General features: G+C 59.4%; 18 protein-coding genes. 11 read left to right on the top strand and 7 right to left on the bottom strand.

The genetic code is table 11. From position 1 onward, the window contains the following. Window positions 1–15: 15 nt before the first annotated feature. On the top strand, window positions 16–1,293 hold the full coding sequence (eno, locus tag MCRY_RS17290) for a phosphopyruvate hydratase (protein WP_085632173.1): 1,278 nt from the start codon (window positions 16–18) through the stop codon (window positions 1,291–1,293). Window positions 1,294–1,387: 94 nt separating this feature from the next. Here eno and ccmE read toward each other — a convergent pair whose 3' ends face one another. From ccmE to MCRY_RS17315, 5 genes are all read right to left on the bottom strand, one after another. Next, window positions 1,388–1,837 carry a cytochrome c maturation protein CcmE gene (gene ccmE / locus MCRY_RS17295; RefSeq protein WP_085632279.1) on the bottom strand — a complete coding sequence of 150 codons (450 nt, stop codon included), beginning with the start codon at window positions 1,835–1,837 and terminating at the stop codon, window positions 1,388–1,390. Window positions 1,838–1,997: 160 nt separating this feature from the next. Then, window positions 1,998–3,026 carry an N-acetyl-gamma-glutamyl-phosphate reductase gene (argC, locus tag MCRY_RS17300; RefSeq protein ID WP_085632175.1) on the bottom strand — a complete coding sequence of 343 codons (1,029 nt, stop codon included), beginning with the start codon at window positions 3,024–3,026 and terminating at the stop codon, window positions 1,998–2,000. 49 nt (window positions 3,027–3,075) lie between these two features. Then, window positions 3,076–3,888, bottom strand: coding sequence for a glutamate racemase (locus tag MCRY_RS17305; protein WP_085632177.1), 813 nt, complete (start codon window positions 3,886–3,888; stop codon window positions 3,076–3,078). Between the two features lie 31 nt (window positions 3,889–3,919). After that, on the bottom strand, window positions 3,920–4,732 hold the full coding sequence (locus MCRY_RS17310) for a lysophospholipid acyltransferase family protein (RefSeq protein WP_085632179.1): 813 nt from the start codon (window positions 4,730–4,732) through the stop codon (window positions 3,920–3,922). 159 nt (window positions 4,733–4,891) lie between these two features. Continuing rightward, window positions 4,892–8,314 carry an indolepyruvate ferredoxin oxidoreductase family protein gene (locus MCRY_RS17315; RefSeq protein WP_085632181.1) on the bottom strand — a complete coding sequence of 1,141 codons (3,423 nt, stop codon included), beginning with the start codon at window positions 8,312–8,314 and terminating at the stop codon, window positions 4,892–4,894. A 165-nt stretch (window positions 8,315–8,479) separates the two neighbouring features. Here MCRY_RS17315 and MCRY_RS17320 point away from each other — a divergent pair, with 165 nt between their 5' ends. The 4 genes from MCRY_RS17320 to MCRY_RS17335 all read left to right on the top strand — a co-directional run bounded on the left by MCRY_RS17320 (window position 8,480) and on the right by MCRY_RS17335 (window position 12,898). Next, window positions 8,480–9,400, top strand: coding sequence for a LysR family transcriptional regulator (locus MCRY_RS17320; RefSeq protein ID WP_085632183.1), 921 nt, complete (start codon window positions 8,480–8,482; stop codon window positions 9,398–9,400). A 193-nt stretch (window positions 9,401–9,593) separates the two neighbouring features. Further along, window positions 9,594–10,163: a DUF6151 family protein gene (locus MCRY_RS17325; protein ID WP_138487915.1), complete on the top strand. Its 570-nt coding sequence runs from the start codon at window positions 9,594–9,596 to the stop codon at window positions 10,161–10,163. A gap of 134 nt (window positions 10,164–10,297) precedes the next feature. After that, window positions 10,298–12,457: a phosphoribosylformylglycinamidine synthase subunit PurL gene (purL, locus tag MCRY_RS17330; RefSeq protein ID WP_085632187.1), complete on the top strand. Its 2,160-nt coding sequence runs from the start codon at window positions 10,298–10,300 to the stop codon at window positions 12,455–12,457. Window positions 12,458–12,481: 24 nt separating this feature from the next. After that, complete coding sequence (locus MCRY_RS17335) at window positions 12,482–12,898, top strand: VOC family protein (RefSeq protein WP_085632189.1); 417 nt, start codon at window positions 12,482–12,484, stop codon at window positions 12,896–12,898. Between the two features lie 59 nt (window positions 12,899–12,957). Here the strand turns inward: MCRY_RS17335 and MCRY_RS17340 are convergent, their stop codons facing one another. Further along, window positions 12,958–14,208 carry a vWA domain-containing protein gene (locus tag MCRY_RS17340; RefSeq protein ID WP_085632191.1) on the bottom strand — a complete coding sequence of 417 codons (1,251 nt, stop codon included), beginning with the start codon at window positions 14,206–14,208 and terminating at the stop codon, window positions 12,958–12,960. Window positions 14,209–14,269: 61 nt separating this feature from the next. After that, on the bottom strand, window positions 14,270–15,178 hold the full coding sequence (locus MCRY_RS17345) for an AAA family ATPase (protein ID WP_085632193.1): 909 nt from the start codon (window positions 15,176–15,178) through the stop codon (window positions 14,270–14,272). Between the two features lie 152 nt (window positions 15,179–15,330). Between MCRY_RS17345 and MCRY_RS17350 the strand changes: the two genes are divergently transcribed. The 6 genes from MCRY_RS17350 to MCRY_RS17375 all read left to right on the top strand — a co-directional run bounded on the left by MCRY_RS17350 (window position 15,331) and on the right by MCRY_RS17375 (window position 20,205). Further along, complete coding sequence (locus MCRY_RS17350) at window positions 15,331–16,386, top strand: glycosyltransferase family 2 protein (protein WP_085632195.1); 1,056 nt, start codon at window positions 15,331–15,333, stop codon at window positions 16,384–16,386. Between the two features lie 101 nt (window positions 16,387–16,487). After that, a complete protein-coding gene (locus tag MCRY_RS17355) occupies window positions 16,488–17,435 on the top strand; it encodes a phosphoadenosine phosphosulfate reductase (RefSeq protein WP_085632282.1) in 948 nt (315 codons plus the stop codon). Window positions 17,436–17,481: 46 nt separating this feature from the next. After that, window positions 17,482–18,522 (top strand): dihydroorotase, encoded by a 1,041-nt coding sequence (pyrC, locus tag MCRY_RS17360; protein ID WP_085632197.1) that lies wholly within the window; start codon window positions 17,482–17,484, stop codon window positions 18,520–18,522. Window positions 18,523–18,853: 331 nt separating this feature from the next. Beyond that, on the top strand, window positions 18,854–19,324 hold the full coding sequence (locus MCRY_RS17365) for a hypothetical protein (protein ID WP_085632199.1): 471 nt from the start codon (window positions 18,854–18,856) through the stop codon (window positions 19,322–19,324). 389 nt (window positions 19,325–19,713) lie between these two features. Beyond that, window positions 19,714–19,872: a light-harvesting antenna LH1, beta subunit gene (pufB, locus tag MCRY_RS17370; RefSeq protein ID WP_085632201.1), complete on the top strand. Its 159-nt coding sequence runs from the start codon at window positions 19,714–19,716 to the stop codon at window positions 19,870–19,872. A 12-nt stretch (window positions 19,873–19,884) separates the two neighbouring features. Beyond that, complete coding sequence (locus MCRY_RS17375; RefSeq protein WP_085632203.1) at window positions 19,885–20,205, top strand: light-harvesting protein; 321 nt, start codon at window positions 19,885–19,887, stop codon at window positions 20,203–20,205. The last annotated feature ends 51 nt before the right edge of the window (window positions 20,206–20,256 follow it).

Below are 20,256 nucleotides of genomic sequence, written 5' to 3' on the forward strand. Positions count from 1 at the left end.
CTAGGACCAAGCGCAATGAGCACCATCATCGACATCCACGCCCGTGAAATCCTCGACAGCCGGGGCAACCCAACCGTCGAAGTCGACGTCACACTGGAAGACGGCACCATTGGCCGTGCTGCCGTACCTTCGGGCGCGTCCACCGGCGCCTACGAGGCCGTCGAAAAGCGCGATGGCGACAAGAGCCGCTACATGGGCAAAGGTGTGCTCGAAGCGGTTGCAGCCGTGAACGGTGAAATCGCAGATGAAATCGTTGGTCTGGACGCCACCGAACAGGTCGGCATCGACATGGCGATGATCGAACTTGACGGCACCGACAACAAAGGCCGCCTTGGCGCAAACGCCATTCTGGGTGTCAGCCTTGCCGTGGCCAAGGCAGCCGCCGATTTCACAGGTCAGCCTCTGTTCCGCTATGTCGGAGGCACCTCGGCCCGCTTGTTGCCTGTACCGATGATGAACATCATCAATGGCGGCGAACATGCCGACAACCCGATCGACATTCAGGAATTCATGATCATGCCGGTGGCCGCGGAAAACATCCGCGACGCGGTGCGCATGGGGTCCGAAGTGTTCCATACGCTCAAGAAAGAGCTGTCGGCAAAAGACTTGTCCACCGGACTTGGTGACGAAGGTGGTTTTGCGCCCGAACTGGGTTCCACCCGAGAGGCGCTTGATTTCATTCTGAAATCCATCGAAAAAGCAGGCTACACGCCGGGTGAGGACATCATGCTCGCCCTCGATTGCGCAGCGACCGAGTATTACAAAGACGGCAATTACGTCTATGCGGGCGAAGGCAAGACACTGACCTCGGACGAGAACGTCGCCTACCTGCAGGCGCTGGTGAACGACTACCCGATCCTGTCCATCGAAGACGGCATGTCCGAAGACGACTGGGACGGCTGGGCAATGTTGACCGAAGTGCTGGGCGACAAGGTACAGCTGGTGGGAGACGACCTGTTTGTGACCAACCCGGTCCGTCTGGCAGACGGCATCGCACGCGGATGTGCAAACTCCATGTTGGTCAAGGTGAACCAAATCGGCACCCTGACCGAAACGCTCAAGGCGGTCGATATGGCCCACCGCGCGCGCTACACCAACGTGATGTCGCACCGTTCGGGCGAAACCGAGGACGCGACGATTGCAGACCTCGCGGTGGCGACCAATTGCGGTCAGATCAAAACCGGATCGCTGGCGCGGTCGGACCGGTTGGCCAAATACAACCAATTGATCCGCATCGAGGAAATGCTTGCGGAAACCGCGGAATATGCGGGTCGGTCTATTCTGCGCGGATAATCTGTTTCGAATTTTCCTTTGGAAAATCCGACAGGCCGGGCGCTGCGCGCCCGGCTTTTTTGCATATTTATAAAAAGAAGAAGAACAGGCCCGCTTAGCTGCCTGCGTTCGGATCTTTGTAGATGCCCTGCTCTTTCAAAGCGTCCACCACTTCGGCGGGCATGTATTCTTCGTCATGTTTGGCCAGAATCTCAGACGCTTCAAACACGCCATTGATATAGCGCCCCGTGCCGACCATACCTTCGTTTTCAGTGAACAGGTCCGGCAGCACACCCGAATAGGTGACGGGCACGGTCGCACCACCATCCGTGACGCTGAAGGACACGGTCGAGCCCTGACCGCGGACTATGGAGCCTTCCGTGACCAGACCGCCGATGCGGAAGGTCTCGTTGGGTGCCGGCGGCTCTGCGATCACCTGGCTGGGCGACCGGAAAAAGTTGATGCCATCGCGCATCCCGTAGCCGATCAGCGCCGTTGACAGGATCAAAGCGACCGTCGCCAATGCGATCACCTGAATACGGCGTTGTTTTTTCAGCGATTTCAGGGCCATGGCATCCTCCCAACCGGCTTTGGCACTATATATACACCCAAAACCCATTCGCAAACTGCAGCAGATCAATTTGCCGCAGTTTGCTTTTGTTTTTCCGAACCCAAACGGGTCTAAGTGTCTTCAAACGAAGACGCTCGAGGCGACCCAAATAATCTTAGGGGAAGCATGGGGCGAGCATCAGGCCCGCCGTTTCGTCCAGCCCCAGCATCAGGTTCGCGTTCTGCAACGCCTGTCCCGATGAGCCCTTGGTCAGGTTGTCGAGCGCGGCAACGATGATCGCCCGCCCGTCGATCCGGTCACCTGTCACACCGATATGGCAGAAGTTCGATCCGCGCACATCGTGGGTCGATGGGGTTTCGCCAAACGGCAGCACTTCGATGAAAGGCTCTCCCGCATAAGCTTTAACCAGCGTTGCATGTACCGCCTGTGCATCGCCGCTGACATAGCAGGTGGCAAGGATGCCCCGGTTCGCCGGGATCAGGTGCGGCGTGAACTGAACGCGCACCTCTTCACCCGCCAAGGCACTGAATTCCTGATCGAATTCCCCCAGATGCCGATGCGTGCCGCCGACCGCGTAAGCGTTAGTGCCCTCAGACATTTCGGCATGCAGCAGGTTTTCTTTAAGCGACCGACCCGCACCGGAGACCGCGCATTTCAGGTCGAGGATGATGTCCTTGAAGCCGATCACCTTGTCCGAAATCAAAGGCCGCAGGATGTATTGTCCCGTGGCCGCGTTGCACCCGGTGCCCGCCACCAACCGTGCATCACGGATGGCATCACGATAGAACTCGGTCAGGCCATAGACCGCCTCTTTCTGCATCTCGACGGCGGCATGTGGGTTGCCATACCATTTTTCATACGCCGCAGGATCACGCAGCCGGAAATCGGCAGAAAGGTCGACGATCTTCAGATGTGTCGGCAGCTTTGAAATTACCTCTTGGCTGGTCTTGTGCGGAAGCGCGCAAAAGCAAAGATCAATGCCCGAGAAATCAATCTCTTCCCATGTCACAAGCTTTGGCAGATCAAGGTGGCGCAAGAACGGAAACACCTGCGCGATGGTCTGACCCGCCTTGGAGTTCGCGGCCAAGGCGGCGATCTCCATATCAGGATGGGTGGCGATGAGGCGCAGCAATTCGGCTCCGGTATAGCCGCTTGCGCCGATGATGGCGATTTTACAGGTCATTGGGTCACTCCCCGTGACGAATGGTAAGATAAAACGTGGGCAAAAAGGCTCAGGCGGCCTCGAACTGGATTCGTCGTCGCAGGAATTGCGTTGCGTGATCCGACACCCGCTTTGCATCGCCCGTGGTCAGAAACATCGACGCCTCGCCCTGCCCCATCATGTTGGGGTGCCGGACAAGGTAATCGGCGAGGGATTCCGCCACCAGATTGGCCTGACTGTAGACAGCGACCTCTGGCCCCAGCGCATCCTGAAAGATCTCCTGCATCAGCGGATAATGCGTACACCCCAAAATGGCCGCTTGCGGGGTCGGCATCTTGCGCTTGAGTGCATCCACATGGGACCGTACCAGCGCTTCGGCCAAAATCATGTCGCCCTCTTCAATGGCATCCACCAGCCCGCCGCAGGCCTGAGCTTCGACATCGACGCCGATCGCACGGAAGGCCAATTCCCGCTGGAACGCGCGGCTGCGCACGGTTGCGGGAGTGGCGAAAAGCGCCACATGCTGGACGGCAACTTCACGCGGCGGGGAATTGTCGCCCCATTGCCGTTCGGTCAGCGCTTCGATCAAGGGCACAAACACACCCAACACGCGCTTTTCGCGCGGAATCCAGCTTTCCTGCATCCGCCGGAGTGCCGCCGCAGAGGCGGTGTTGCAGGCCAGAATCACCAAATCGCAGCCTGCGTCCCACAGCCGTTCGGTCGCAGCGCAGGTCAGGGTATAGACATCGTCGGCATCGCGCACGCCGTAGGGCGCATGTTTGTTGTCGCCAAGATACACGAACGGCACGTCAGGCAGCCGCTTGGACACTGCATCCAGCACCGTCAGCCCACCTAGACCGCTGTCAAATACGCCTACCGCCATGTCGCCCTCGCGCACTCGGCAAGGGGTGGCGTTAATCGCGCACCCGGTGCCGCTCTTCAAACTCAAAGCCGTAGTCGTAAGACGTAAACGGCGTTGGAGACAGCTCATACGTGGCTTTGCGCAGAAAATCCATCAGCTCTCGCGCGTCTTTTTTGCGGATGTCGATTTCCTGCGCTGGGATCGGCGCGCCGATGACGATGCGGACAGGCGTGTCGACGCGTTTGCGGAATTCCTTGATCAACAACCCCATGCGCAGCGTGCTATGCAGATGACTGGCCATCTGGAAAAGGCGGCTGGTGTGACCGTCGAAATAGATTGGCACAACGGTGGCGTTGGACTTGGCGATCATGCGGGCGGTGAACCCCCGCCAGCCGGGATCCATAGGTTTGGCAAAGGGTGTCACGGCGGTGGACACTGTGCCGCCGGGAAACACCCCAACACAGCCACCTTCGCGCAGATAATCCAGCGCCACCTTGCGGGTATCGATGTTCTGCGCGATGGCCTCTTTGGTTTCGTCGAAATTGACCGGCAGAATGACGCGATCCAGATCCGCTGCCTTGCGGAAAATCTTGTGCGCAAGAATGCGGAAATCGCCGCGCGTGACTGACAGAATGTGGCCCAGGATCAGCCCGTCCAAGATGCCGTACGGATGGTTGGCGATCACGATCAGCGGACCGGTGCGCGGGATATTGTCCAGCGACCCGCCGACCACATCAAGGCTGAGGCCATAGCGATCAACCATAACCTCCCAGAAATCGCGGCCTTGGGCGACTTCGTCCTGATAGCCTGCCGCGCGTTTGATCAGCGTCAGGCGTCCTGTCGCGTTTTCCATCAGGCGGATCATCGCGCGTCCCGGTTTGGAGCGGGCGGAGTACGAGTAGGATATGTCGCGGGCGGCGGAAGACGTCACCAATCAAGCTCCGAATACATTGGATCGCGCCCTGCTAGCGCGCTCTGATTTACCCGCAAAGATGTAACAGTTCCTTAACGGCCATATGACGCATCACTCGGCCGCCTGTTTCAAACCAGCCGCAGCCGAGCGCAACACGACCAGCAATTCTTCGCGGCGCTTCTCGGCCTTGGCGGCGTTGGCGTGTTTGACCGGGCCAAAGCCCCGGATCTGCAACGGCAGTTCCGCCAGCGCCACAAGCGCATCCACCGTATCTGGTTTGGCCTTAGGCAACCATTCGTGCATGTCAGCCTCGTATTGCTTGATCAGCGCGCGCTCCATGCGGCGTTCCTCGGTGCGACCGAATGGATCAAATGGCGTACCGCGCAGCATCTTGAGCTTCGCCAGAAGGCCAAAGCCTTTCAGCATCCCTTCGCCATACTGCTTTTTCACCGGCCGCCCGTCGGGTCCGGTCTTGGTCAGCATTGGCGGGGCAAGGTGGAAGGACATCTTGAAGTCGCCGCCGAATTGCTCTTCCGCCTTGGCGCGGGTTTCGAGGTGTAGGCGCGAGACTTCGTACTCGTCCTTGTAGGCCAATAGCTTGTGATAGCCCTTGGCCACCGCCTCTTTCAGTCGGGGGTCGGAAATTCCGTACACCAGCTTACGGTAGCGTTTTGCATAGCGCGTGCTTTGGTATTTTACCAAATGGTCAAATCTATAGGCGATCTTTTCATCCAGCGTCTTTGGCAGCGCGATCACCTTCGGTTCGGCAACGCGTGCCGCCTCTGCCGGGTGCAGCACCGCCCAGCGACCGATCTCGAAGGCGCGGATGTTCTTTTCGGCCGCCGCGCCGTTCAATTCGATGGCTTGAACGATGGCGTCATAGGTCAGCGGCACCAGTCCGCGCTGCCACGCGGCGCCGAGAATCATCATGTTTGAGAAGATCGAGTCCCCCAAGGTTGCCTTGGCCAACTCGGACGCATCGAAGAGGTCGAGCTTTTCTCGCAGCCGCGCCTGAAGCGATACGGTCAACCGATCAGTCGGCAGGGTAAATTCGGTGTTGCGCGTAAAATCCCCAGTGATGATCTCGTGGCTGTTCACCACACCACCCGTGCGCCCGGTCCGCATCAGACCCAGCGTTTTGGCACCAGCGCTGACCACCAGATCACCGCCGATCAGGGCGTCAGCTTCACCTGTCGCCACGCGAATTGCGCTGATGTCTTCGGGGGTGTTGGCAAGCCGCAGGTGGATGTGTACCGCGCCGCCCTTTTGGGCAAGGCCGGCCATTTCCATCATCCCGGCACCCTTGCCGTCGATCTGCGCCGCTTGCGCCAGCACTGCCCCGATGGTGACAACGCCTGTGCCGCCAACTCCGGTGACGACCACGTTCCATGTACCTTCAATCGTTGGCAATTCGGGCCGCGGTAGGTCTGGCAAATCAAGCGATGTTGTCGCTGCCTTTTTCACCTGCGCGCCTTCCAGCGTCACGAATGACGGGCAGAACCCCTTGAGGCAGGAAAAGTCCTTGTTGCAGGAAGACTGGTCAATCGCCCGCTTGCGGCCCAATTCGGTTTCCTTGGGCACGATGGACACGCAATTCGACTGCACCCCGCAATCGCCGCAGCCTTCGCAGACATCGGTGTTGATGAAGACGCGCTTGTCCGGGTCGGGAAACTGGCCCCGCTTGCGGCGGCGGCGTTTCTCGGCGGCACAGGTTTGGACGTAGACAATGGCGCTGACGCCTGTGGTCTTTGCAAACTTTGCCTGTACGGTTTGCAAATCGGCGCGTTCTGCGAATTCAATGCCTTGCGGGAAGGACTTGAGGTCCACATCCTCTTTCTCGTCATAGACCACCGCCAGATGCTTGACCCCCATCGCGGTCAGTTCCGACGCGATCTGCTGGGGTGACAATCCGCCATCGTTTTTCTGACCGCCCGTCATGGCAACGGCATCGTTGTAGAGGATCTTGTAGGTGATCGTGGTCCCCGCCGCGATGGCCGCGCGGATTGCCTGCACACCGGAGTGATTGTAGGTGCCGTCACCAAGGTTCTGGAACACATGCGGCGTCTTCGAGAAGAGCGACTCGCCGATCCAGTTTGCCCCTTCCGCCCCCATATGGGTAAAGCCAAGCGTTTCGCGGTCCATCCACTGCACCATGTAGTGACAGCCGATCCCGGCATAGGCGCGACTGCCATCGGGCACTTTGGTAGAGGAGTTGTGCGGGCAGCCGGAACAGAAATATGGCAAACGCGCTGCGATTTCTTCTGCGTTATCCGCTTTCTTCGCCTCATCAATGGCTTGCATACCGGCCTTGATGCGGTCGGTGTCGCGCCCCTCATCGATCAGGATCTCGCCCAGCTTTTCGGCAATCAGGATCGGGTCCAGCGCGCCGCGTGTCGGGAAGAGTTCGGGTCCGTGCATCGACCCGGCCCCACCGCCCTTGTGCCAGCCCCAGACGCGGCGTCCGTGCCGGTCATCAAAGATCGCTTCTTTGATCTGGACCTCGATCAGCTTGCGCTTTTCCTCGACCACGACGATCAGGTCGAGCCCTTCGGCCCAGTCGTGGAAACCCCGCATGTCGAGCGGCCATGTCTGCCCCACCTTATAAGTGGTGATGCCCAGCCGTTCCGCCTCGTCCGCGTCGATGCCCAGCAGCGACAACGCATGCACCAGATCCAGCCAGTTCTTGCCCGCTGCCACGAACCCGATCTTCGCACCGGGTTTGCCCCAGACACGTTTATCCATCTTGTTGGCATGGGAAAACGCCTCGGCGGCGAAGCGTTTGTGGTCGATCATCCGCGCCTCTTGCGCGTGGGGCGTATCAACCAAGCGGATGTTCAGCCCACCATCAGGCATATCGAATTGCGGTGTGACGAAAGACAGCCGGTCGGGGCGACCATCGACAACGGACGTCACTTCGACGGTGTCCTTCATCGTCTTCAGGCCCACCCACAGGCCCGAAAACCGTGACAAGGCAAAACCATAGAGACCGTAATCAAGGATTTCCTGCACACCCGCAGGCGACACCACGGGCATATAGGCGTCGATCATCGCCCATTCCGACTGGTGCAACACGGTCGAGGATTCGCCTGTGTGGTCGTCGCCCATCGCCATCAGCACACCGCCATGAGGCGCAGTGCCCGCCATGTTGGCATGTTTCATCGCGTCGCCGGACCTGTCGACCCCTGGCCCCTTGCCGTACCAAAGGCCGAACACGCCGTCATAGCGCCCTTCGCCGCGCAACTCGGCCTGCTGGCTGCCCCAGAGTGCAGTTACAGCAAGGTCTTCGTTCAGACCCTCCTTGAACGTGACATCGGCGGATTTGAGGAACTTTTCTGCACGGTGCATCTGCATGTCCACGGCACCTAGCGGCGAACCGCGATAGCCTGTGACATAGCCTGCCGTGTTCAGCCCGGTCGCAACATCGCGCGCCTTCTGCATCAGCATCAAGCGCACAAGCGCTTGAGTGCCATTCAGAAGCACCGGCGATTTCGACAAATCGAAGCGGTCGTTCAAAGTGATCTCGGCTTTGGTCATTTGACGCCTCCCTGCGTAAAATGTGCCCATAGATTAGCACAAATTTAGGTCATAAATGCTGACCTTGCTAGAAAATTCTTTCGAAAATTCAGTGTCGGGAAAAGTTGTCGTTCATATATTGCATTGTGTCATGTAAACCGCCTTTAACGATTGAAAGTGTATCTCATGGACTGGGACAAACTCAGAATATTTCACGCGGTGGCTGATGCCGGCAGTCTGACCCATGCGGGGGACACGCTGCACCTGTCGCAATCTGCGGTGTCTCGGCAGGTTCGGGCGCTTGAGGAATCGCTGAACACGGTGCTGTTTCATCGCCATGCACGGGGACTGATTCTTACCGAGCAGGGAGAATTGCTGTTCGACGCGACGCGCTCCATGAACAAACGGATCGAAGCCGCCACCGCGCGGATCCGCGACAGCGAAGAAGAAGTGTTCGGTGAATTGCGTGTGACCACCACAATCGGCTTCGGGTCACTTTGGCTCGCTCCGCGCCTGCCCAAACTTTACGAGAAATACCCCGACTTGAACATCGACCTGATGCTGGAAGAGCGCGTTCTTGACCTGCCGATGCGCGAGGCGGATGTCGCTGTGCGCATGAAGGAACCAAGCCAGGCCGACCTGATCCGCAAGAAGCTGATGTCGATCCGCATGCGGCTTTATGCGTCGCCTGAATATCTGGCCCAGAACGGGACCCCAGCAACAATCGAGGACATGGCCAAGCACCGGCTCATTTGCCAGAATCCCCGCGCCGCACAGGTGAGTGCAGGGATGATCATGGTGCAACAATTGTTGGCCTATGACATCAAGTCGACTCTGACGGTGAACAACTACTTCGGCGTGCTGCAATCGGTCCTGTCGGGCTTGGGTATTGGCGTTTTGCCCGATTACATCATCGAGGACTTTCCAACCATCAAACGCGTATTGGTTGACGTGGAATCGGCGGAAGTGCCTGTTTTCCTTGCTTATCCTGAGGAGCTTCGGCAGTCCAAACGGATCGCGGCCTTCCGGGATTTCGTTCAGGAAGAGATTTTCGCCCACCGCCAGACCCGCAAGGCACTGGAAGCTGGGGCATCCACGGAAGTGTGACCCATGCGCCTCACGCATAGCGGGAATGACATATGTTCTAGGCTATCCCTCTTGCCATGTCACAGAGCGCTGACATATTTAGCACATATGAGATGGAGTGCTGAATTGCGCATCATCTTCATACCTCCCTGTTGGACTTCGGCCGAGCTTATGCTCGGCCTTTTTTTTGCAATTTTTCCGAGAGGTGGATCATATGACCGATGACAGAACGCACAGCTGTGTCTGCGGTAAGATGCGCTGGCGGATCGCGCAGAAGGCCCACGGCACCCATCTGGTCTGCTATTGTGAAGACTGCCAGACCGCAGCTCGGTTTCTCAAACACCAGATCACCCGGCTTGATTCCGATGGCGGCACCGAGATCTTTCAAACCCTGCCTGCGCATTTCGAATTCCTTGACGGGCATGACCACCTTGCCGTTCTCAGGCTTGGACCCAAAGGGCTGCTGCGCTGGCATGCCGGGTGCTGCGGGACGCCGATCGCCAACACGCTCCCCACCCCGACCCTGCCTTTTGTCGGTGCGATCCTGCCGCCCGGCGTGGACGGCTACGGGCCGATCAAGGCTCTTGTGAACACCGTGGGCAAAGCAAACCATATCAAGGAAACCGGCGTTCTTGCGGCGCACCTATCAATCATGGGCCGCATTCTCCGTGCCCGGCTTCCCGGCGGCAATCGCACCTCTCCGTTCTTTGACAAGAACGGCACACCGATCATCGTGCCCCGCGTCCTGAGCAGTCACGAACGCAACGCTGCTCGACTGGACTAAAATGCGGGCGGGGGCCGGACCCCAACCTCGCTCGCAGAACTTGCACAACAGCGCCCGAATCCGCGCCGGGGCTTTTCACGCCGCACGGTTTCGCCTAAACCGCCGCCATCTGCGCAACCCACGGGGACATCCGCATGCAAGACCCAGCCATCACAGAAGACATCATCTCTGCCCACGGCATCAATGCCGACGAATACGCCGAGATTCTGCGGATCATGAACCGCGAACCCACATTCACGGAACTGGGCATCTTTTCCGCCATGTGGAACGAGCATTGTTCCTACAAGTCTTCGAAAAAATGGCTGCGCACCTTGCCCACCACCGGCCCTCAGGTGATTTGCGGCCCCGGCGAAAACGCGGGTGTGGTGGATATTGGCGACGGTCAGGCGGTGGTCTTCAAGATGGAGAGCCACAATCACCCATCGTACATCGAGCCTTATCAAGGTGCGGCAACGGGCGTCGGCGGTATTCTTCGTGACGTGTTCACCATGGGCGCGCGTCCCATTGCGGCGATGAACGCACTCAGCTTTGGGGAAAAAGACCACCCCAAGACGCGACAGCTGGTGCATGGTGTGGTCGAAGGCGTTGGCGGGTATGGCAACTGTTTCGGCGTTCCCACCGTGGGCGGCGAGGTCCGATTTCACCGCGCCTATAATGGCAACTGCCTTGTGAACGCCTTTGCGGCGGGTCTCGCGGATGCCGGCAAGATTTTCTATTCGACGGCCAGCGGCGTCGGCCGCCCGGTTGTCTATCTCGGAGCAAAAACCGGACGTGATGGTGTTGGCGGGGCGACCATGGCTTCGGCTGAATTCGACGACAGCATCGAAGAAAAGCGCCCCACCGTACAGGTTGGCGATCCGTTCACCGAAAAGCGCCTGATGGAGGCCTGCCTTGAGCTGATGCAGACCGGTGCCGTGATCTCGATCCAGGATATGGGGGCTGCAGGCCTGACCTGTTCGGCCGTTGAAATGGGCGATAAGGGCAAGCTGGGCATCCGGCTCGATCTGGAAAAGGTGCCCCAGCGCGAGGCGAACATGACCGCCTACGAGATGATGCTGTCCGAATCGCAGGAACGGATGCTGATGGTATTGGATCCGTCGAAAGAATCCGAGGCCCGTGCGGTATTCGAGAAATGGGATCTGGACTTTGCCATCGTTGGCGAAACCATCGCAGAAGACCGCTTCCTGATCGTACACAATGGCGAGGTCAAAGCCGATCTGCCGCTGTCGCGCCTATCATCCTCTGCCCCCGAATACGACCGTCCCTGGGTGCCTTCCGAGGCCCCTGCCGTGATGGAAGATGTGCCTGCACGTGATCCCATCGACGCATTGAAGGCGTTGATCGGCAGCCCAAACTACTGCGCCCGCAATTGGGTGTTCGAACAGTATGACAGCATGGTCATGGCCGACACGGTTGAAGGTCCGGGCTGGGGTGCAGGTGTGATCCGCGTGCATGGCACCGACAAGATGCTGGCCTTCACCTCGGACGTGACCCCGCGCTACGTCAAAGCGAACCCCGTCGAAGGTGGCAAGCAGGCGGTGGCAGAAGCGTTCCGCAACCTGTGCGCCGTAGGGGCCAAGCCATTGGCAACCACGGACAATCTGAATTTCGGAAACCCCGAAAAGCCCGAGATCATGGGCCAGTTTGTTGGAGCACTTCAAGGTATCGGCCGCGCCTGCGAAGCGCTGGACATGCCCATCGTGTCCGGAAACGTATCACTCTACAACGAAACCGATGGTCAGGGCATCCTCCCGACACCGACGATTGGAGCGGTGGGTTTGATCGCCGCCGGTGAAGAGCCGATTTTGGGCCGTGCGCGCGACGGACACGTCGCTTTGGTTGTGGGCGACACCGAAGGCCATCTGGGTCAATCGGCCTTGCTGTACGAGGTGTTCAACCGCGAAGATGGCGATGCGCCCGCGGTCGATCTGATCGCGGAACGCCGCAATGGCGATTTCATCCGCGCAAACCGCGATTTGATCAAGGCCTGCACCGATCTGTCTGACGGTGGCCTTGCGCTCGCTGCCTTTGAGATGGCCAGCGGGTCGGGCGTGGGCGTGGTGATCGACGAGACCGATCAAGCAAAGCTCTTTGGTGAGGATCAGGGGCGTTACCTTGTGGCCTGCAATTTCGATCAGGCCGAAGCGCTGTTCGTCGCGGCAGGTCAGGCCGGTGTGCCCATTTCGACTGTGGGCCGCTTTACTGGCGACACCGTGAAAATCGGTGGGGCGGACGCAACTTTGGCAGAGCTGAAAGCGCTTCACGCAGGCGCGTTTGCCGGGCATTTCGCCTGACGCGAAACCCGGCTTGGAGGGGATATGAAGCTCGAATTTCATCACGTCAATTACGTCTCGAAAGACGTGGACAAGATGCACGACTTCTACACCCGCGTTCTGGGTCTGGGAGATGTTCCGCAAGAGAATTTCCCGCGCACCGAAGCGACGGGGGATCGCGGGTTCAACGGCAAGATCCGATTTGCCACGGATGGTCAGATGCAGTTTCATCTGGCCGAGCGGGACCTGACCGTGGCTTTCAAAAACGGTCAGGTCATCAATCCGGTGGACCGCGGCCATATCGCCTTTCGCACTGACGATCTGGCCGCGTTTTTGGCCATTCTCGATGAGCAGGGAATCCCTTATTCGGATTACGGAACGGCCTTTGCCAAGGAATGGCATCAGGTGTTCTTTCAAGACCCCGAAGGCAATGTGATCGAAGTGCACCAGCAGGTAGGTTAGTCGCGACAGGTGCCAGCGCGTGCGGGCTTTCCGTCGACGGAAAACCGCCCGCCCTGCCCCTATAGCAGCCCCATCAATCGCGCCTTTTCGCCCGGATCGTCGGGGCGCGAGATGGCAATGGCCAGTTCTTCGAGTGACTGGATATTATGACCGGCGCGGAAGCTGTCCACATGCGGCAGCATCGCCCGGATGCCCGTCGCCTTGGGCGCGAACCCATCCCAGCGCAGAAGCGGGTTCAGCCAGATCAAACGGCGCGACGACAGGTGCAGTCTCTCCATTTCCTTTTCCAGCGCACCCGCATCGTCGCGGTCCAGCCCGTCGGTGATCAGCAGCACCACCGCGCCCTGCCCCATCACCCGGCGCGACCAGTCGCGGTTGAAGGCGTGCAGGCACTGACCGATCCGCGTGCCGCCTTCCCAATCCTGCGCCTCAGCCCCGGCAGCTTTGAGCGCTGCGTCCACATCGCGAGTCGCAAGGTGTCGGGAGATATTCGTCAGGCGAGTCCCAAAGGTAAACGCATGCACCTTGGCCCAGCCTGCACCTTTCTCGTTGGCGACGGCGTGCAGGAAATGCAGCACCATGCGGGAATACTGGCTCATGGAGCCGGAGATATCGCAGAGCACCACCAAATTGGGCCAGCGCGGGCGCGGCGTTTTGCGCGCGATGGAGCGGATCTCGCCGCCCTGCCGCATGGATTTCATCAGGGTACGCCGGTAATCCGCCTGTTTGCCGAGCACCGACGCCTTGCCGCGCCGCGACGGGATCGGCTTCACTGGTAGACTTAGGCGAGCCAGCATGCGCTTGGCCTCGGCCACCTCAGCCGTGCTCATCTGTTCGAAATCGAGTGTGCGCAGCTTTTCCTCAGCCGACATGGTGAGTGTCGACTTGATCTCGATCTCGGTGCCTTCTTCGGATTGTTCGTTTTCGGGCACGTCGGGCAAAAGATCATCCAGCAGCGCTTGTGCCGCACGCTTTTCGCCGGACGCAGCTGATTTTTCCTCCTGCACCCCCCGGATCGCGGGCAGCATGAAGGACATCATGTGTTCCAGATAGCGCGGGTCGCGCCAGTAAAGGCGGAAGACCTGCGCATAGATCACGCGATGTTCCGGGCGGTTCACGAAGCAGGCGTGAAGGGTCCAAAAGAAGTCCATCCGTTCGGTGAAACCCGCCGCTTCGACAGCCCGTATCGCGTCGATCACCCGGCCCGGCCCGATGGGCAGCCCAGCCCGGCGCAGGGCACGGGCGAAATGGATGATGTTCTGTGCCAAACGGGGATTGTCGGGCAGTTCGAGAGGGATGTATTCGGCCATTACATGGCCGACCGGGGGCGCTGCCCCCGGACCCCCGGCATATTTGGAAAAAGAAGAAGCATCATGCCGGTTCGAGAGACGCCTTCGCTTCATCGAGCAGGCGTTTGGCCTCGGACCCTTGCAGTTTCTGGATGTCATCCTGATATTTCAGGATCGCACCCAGCGTATCCGAGATCACTTCTGGCGAGAGGTCGATCACGTCGAGCGCCAAGAGGCATTTGGCCCAGTCGATGGTTTCGGCCACGCCCGGTTTCTTGAAGATGTCCTCGGTGCGCAGGCGCTGGACGAAAGCGACGATTTCGCGACTGAGGGTCGCGGCAGCTTCTGGGGCGCGGGCGTGCAGGATTTCCAATTCTCGGTTGAAGTCGGGATAGTCCACCCAATGATAGAGGCAACGGCGCTTGAGAGCGTCGTGCACCTCGCGCGTGCGGTTGGAAGTCAGGATCACGATCGGCGGCTCTGGCGCCTTGATGGTGCCCAGCTCCGGGATCGTGACCTGAAAGTCGGACAATGCTTCCAGCAGGAACGCCTCAAATGGCTCATCAGTGCGGTCCAGCTCGTCGATCAAGAGCACAGGCGCGCCGTTCTCATCCGGGCGCATCGCCTCGAGCAAGGGGCGTTCGACAAGGAAATCCGGGCTGAAAAGCTCGCGCTGCAACATCTCGCGGTCAGCATTGCCCGACGCCTCGGCGGTGCGGATCGCGATCATCTGGGCAGGGAAGTTCCATTCATAGACGGCGCTGGAAGCATCCAGGCCTTCGTAGCATTGCAGGCGGATCAGCTTGCGGCCCAGAGAGGCGGCCAGCGCCTTGGCGATCTCGGTCTTGCCGACGCCGGCCTCGCCTTCCAGAAACAAGGGGCGGCCCAGTTTCAGCGACAGGAACACCACTGTGGCCAGAGCGCGTCCGCAGACATAGCCGGTGTCGGCCAGCATGGTTTGAACGGCGTCGATACTTTCAGGTGTCTGCATGAGGTGCTCCTTTGTCACAGGCCTTGCTGCCCTGTGGGTGCCCCCGGGGTCAATAGCGCCAAGGTCGCACGTGACGGGCCGGAATTGACGCCTTCAGCGCGACCTGACACAGTTAGACGGTTGATTTTCCTAAGCCAAGGCCGCTGTTACCCGTGTCCATCACCGCCGTTCTGTGTGTCCGCAACGAGGCGGCGTTTCTGCTGGATTGGCTGGCGTGGCACCGCAGTATCGGCATCACGGATTTCGTTGTGGTGTCGAACGATTGCGACGATGGCACCGACCTTGTGCTGGACCGGCTGGAGACGTTGGGGTGGCTGACCCACATCCGCAACGCGCCGCCCTTTGGCAAAGGGGGCATCCAATTCAGCGGATTGAAACTGGCCGGCAAGGCGGACGCGGTGAAGCGGGCCGACTGGCTGGTGGCGCTGGACATCGACGAATTCGTCACTGTGCATGTGGGCGACCGCACCCTGCCCGCGTTGATCAAGGCCCTTCCGGACGCTACCGCGATCACGCTGACCTGGCGCAATTTCGGCAATGCGGGAGTGGTGGACTACGAAGACCGACCGGTGCCTTTGCAATTCACCCACGCAGGCCCGCGCCCGCTGCTTTGGCCTTGGCGAGCAGCAATGTTCAAGACGCTCTATCGCAATGACCGGACGTACCGGAACCTTGGGGTGCACCGCCCGCGCAATCCCGTGGAAGAACGGCTTGCCGAGGCGCGCTGGTTTGATGGGGACGGCCGTGCGCTGCCGCGCGAGATGGCGGCGGGGCGGATTTTCTCTGATTACCGGATGGCGCAGCATGGGTTGGTGCAGCTCAATCATTATCCGCTGGGATCGGTGGAAAGCTATGTGCTCAAGGCTGATCGGGGCCGCGCCGTCCACAGTTCAGACCGACTTGGGCTGGATTACTGGGTAGAGCGGAACCTCAACACCGAAGAGGATCACTCGGCGATTGACCTATGGGATCGGGCCGCACCCATTCGGGCCGACCTTGCGGCTGACCCGGTGCTTGCAGACTTGCATGACAGTGCCACAGCATGGCGCAAGGCACGATTCGATCGGCTTATGGAGCAGGACATATTCCGAGACCTGTACGGGAGGTTGCTGATGACGCCACCGTCACAGCCTTTGCCGGACACAATCGCACAGAACCTTGCACGGTTTGCCCAAGCCGGGGCCCGGGTGGATGAGGAAACTTCATAGTCTCCCCTGCATTTTGGCTCAATTCTGCCCAAATTCTTGATTAATCCCTAAGTCAAACACAGACCTGTCAACAGGCGCGCGACAATGAGGACATGTGGACCATGCAGGACGCAAGCGATCCGTATACACTTTCCCTAAGCGATCTGAGCCCGGCTCAGTGGCTGGAGGAGATGCGGGATATCGGCGAGACCTGTGGTTTCTTCGAACCTCTTGGCCCTCGTCACAACGCGGCCTTTATCGAAAAAGGCGACACGCTGCTGGTCACGTTTGAATCCCTGCCCGCGATTCAGTCGCTGTCCGAAGATGCGCGACCAATCGGATTTGACCTGGCCAAGGCCAATGACTGGTCCTGCCTGACCGTGATCAGCAACCGCGACACATGGTTTCGCGAAGGCGAGATTTACGGGTTCTTCGACCAGATGACCGATGACGGGTTCTTCGACGATTTTGAACAGGTTATCTTTTTCGGCGCTGGCCCCTGCGGCTATGCGGCCTGTGCCTTTTCCGTTGCCTCTCCCGGTGCCACGGTTTTCGCGCTGGAACCGCAGGCCACGCTGGACCCGCGCCTGACAGAATGGGATGACCGTTTTGTCCACATGCGTCGGAGCAACTTTACCGACCGCTACGGCTTTGCGCCGGATATGCTCGAAGCGGCCGCGGCCGCCTATGTCATTTACGATCCTGCCGACCGGCTGGGTGCGATGCATGCGGCGCTGTTTCAACGCTCGGGTGTCACCCGGTTCCGGGCGCGGCATCTGGGTGGCGGCATGCAGCAGAGCCTGACCCAGATGGGTGTGATCGAACCGCTTGTGACAGCGGCTGCGAACGGAACGCTCGACACTGCGCTTTTCGCCCAGCTGTACCGACACCGCCGGTCACATGCGCTGTATTGCAAGAAACTGTTTGCAACACTCGAATCTCAGGATCGCCCGCATCTGGCAGAGGCGGTCTGCGCCTATATCGTCAACCAGTTCGGCGCTCCCCGATATCGTCGCAAGCTCAAGGCATATCGCCAAGCCAACGCCACTGTGGAAGACGGGATCGACTAGGAACTGGACCCTAGAATAGACGCCCCGAGCGTGCTAGGCGGCAGGCATGACAGACACGCTGACCCTTCGCACACCCGATGACTGGCACCTGCACCTGCGCGATGGCGCAATGCTGCGTGCCGTGGCCCCTGAAACCGCACGCCATTTCGCCCGTGCGATCATCATGCCGAACCTTGTGCCACCTGTTGTCACGGCTGCAGATGCGGCCGCGTATCGCGACCGGATCATGGCAGCTTTGCCCGAAGGGTCACAGTTTACACCGCTGATGACGCTGTATCTGACCGAAGAGACCGACCCGGAGGATTTGGCACGCGCCTATGCCAGTGGGCTGATCACAGCGGTCAAGCTTTATCCGGCGGGCGCCACCACGAATTCAGCCTCAGGTGTGGCCAATTTCGACAAGGTTCGCCCGGTTCTGGAAAAGATGGCCGAGATCGGCTGTCCCCTTTGTGTGCATGGCGAGGTGGTGGACAGCGACATCGACATTTTCGATCGCGAGGCGGTGTTCATTGAACGCGTGCTTGATCCAATCCGCCGTGCAACGCCGGGCCTTCGGGTGGTGATGGAGCACATCACGACCATGCAGGGCGTTGAATATGCCGCCGAAGGTGGGCCGGAACTGGGCGCCACGATCACGACGCATCACCTTGTGATCAACCGCAACCATATCCTCGCCGGTGGGATCAAACCGCATTATTACTGTCTTCCCGTGGCCAAGCGCGAGGAACACCGCCTTGCCCTGCGCCGTGCCGCGGCCAGTGGCGATCCGACCTTTTTCCTTGGCACGGACAGCGCGCCGCATACCGATGCGAACAAGCTGCTGCCCTGTGGCTGTGCGGGCTGCTTTACCGCGACCAATACGATGTCCATTCTGGCTGAGGTGTTCGAACAGGACGGGGCGTTGGACCGGCTTGAGAGCTTTACCAGCCTGAATGGCCCGAAGTTCTATGGCCTGCCCGCGAATGAAAGCACGATCACTTTGACCAAAGGGGATCCGGTCGCCTATCCCGATCACATCGACACCGGTGACGGCACGGTCACGGTGTTTGATCCGATGATGCCGCTGCATTGGCAGGTGGCCGACTAGGCATTCCTGCCAGCATGCCAAGGCCTTGGAGCTGTTGTCATGCGAGCCGCGAATGCCGCGCCGCTCCAAGCGTGTGCAGCATTTCAGCCGTGTGCTGTCCACCCTTCCCGTTCAAGCTCAGGCGTTCTGGGAAGTGCGGAATGTCGCCCCGAGCCGCTGGGAACAGAAGTCCATCTGAGCTGCCACCGCTCAGGACGCGGGCGTCGCGTCGCTCTTTGCCCGAAAAATCAGCAAGCTCATGGGTTGTGACAGGTCAGTCGCCACAAAGGTGCGACTTTAGTCGCATGTGATCTAATGTGGTCACGGGAGGATCAGAGCAAAAGGACCTCCCATGGAGCAGTTGATAGACGCCCTGCTGGACTGGATTGATCACAACAGCAGCTATGACATAGGTCACGTGCCACATCCGATTGTGCTGCAACTGACGCCAGAGGCGTTGACGCGTGAATTCTATACCGGTGTTCCGCACCTGATGCCCGATGACGGCGTGGATGAACGGGTCAATGCGCTTTACGCAGCGGGCGACGGGCCGCATGGAACGATCTATCTGCTTGCTGCCGGCGTCTATCAAGATGCCGAGTTCTTTGATCAGCCCACTGAAAACCCTCTTTGGCGCGAAGTCTTGCTGCATGAACTGGTGCATCACGTCCAATGGCAAAGCGGCGTGGCGGATACATGGCAGTGTCCGGCGCAAGGCGAAAGCGAGGCCTACAGCCTTGGGGCGCGATACCTGACCCAATCAGCCGCAACCGACCCCATGCCCAACCGCAATTTCTGGAGCATGATCTACAGCCGCTGTTGATCGCACCAACACATAGCGCGCCACTCTCCCGTAACGGGCCTATTTAGACGGATTAATCTTCCGGCTTGGTGATTCTTGCCTGAATTTCCACCATCTGCCGTCACTTTGTGCGTTTTACGCAACCAAAGTTGCACTGCAGCAAACACCCACAACCCCCTGATTATTCGAAACTTCCCCAGCGTCAGCCCGACTGCATTGGCATTCGCATGGTGTGTAAACTTAACATTACAATTGCCACTGTCAGTTTTTTATTACACACTTGGACAAAATGACGTCAAAAAGGTTCCAGATCGGCTTTCTTGGGGCGCAGGCCGATCGACACGGGCAGATCGCTCTTGTCCACAGCGCTCCGTAAACAACTCGAACCAACCCTTAAAAGGAGTTCAAAAATGTCTGCAGACGACGAAGGCAAGGTCTGGCCGACCGGTTTGACCTTGATGGAAGCTGAGGAAGTCCACAGCTACCTGATTGATGGCACACGCGTTTTCGGTGCGATTGCACTGCTGGCGCATTTTCTCGTTGCCGTGTCCACACCGTGGCTCGGATAAGGGAGACACAGAATGAATAATGCAAAAATGTGGCTCGTCGTCCCCCCAGCGGTGGGCGTTCCCGTGTTTCTCGGTGCGGTTGCCGTAGGCTCTTTCGCAGTGCACGTCGCAGTGCTCAGCAATACATCCTGGGTTGCGGACTTCCTGTCCGGCCAGGAACTGGGCTCCGGTGACATGGCAGCGGCAACGATGCTTGCTCCAGGCGCCAATACCGCGAAGGCCAGCTTTGTTGTGCCGCAAACGGATGGCAGCCTTGCTGTGACAATCATCCTGCCGGACGGCTCCTCGACGCAAGCGTTGATCCAGCCGTCGCAGTTGCAACCCGAGTTGTGACCAAAACCTAGCACTGTGGACCCGGCAAGTGTGCCGGGCCCGCATTTCCCG

Origin of the sequence: Marivita cryptomonadis (genome assembly GCF_002115725.1) — a bacterium.
Taxonomy (GTDB): domain Bacteria; phylum Pseudomonadota; class Alphaproteobacteria; order Rhodobacterales; family Rhodobacteraceae; genus Marivita; species Marivita cryptomonadis.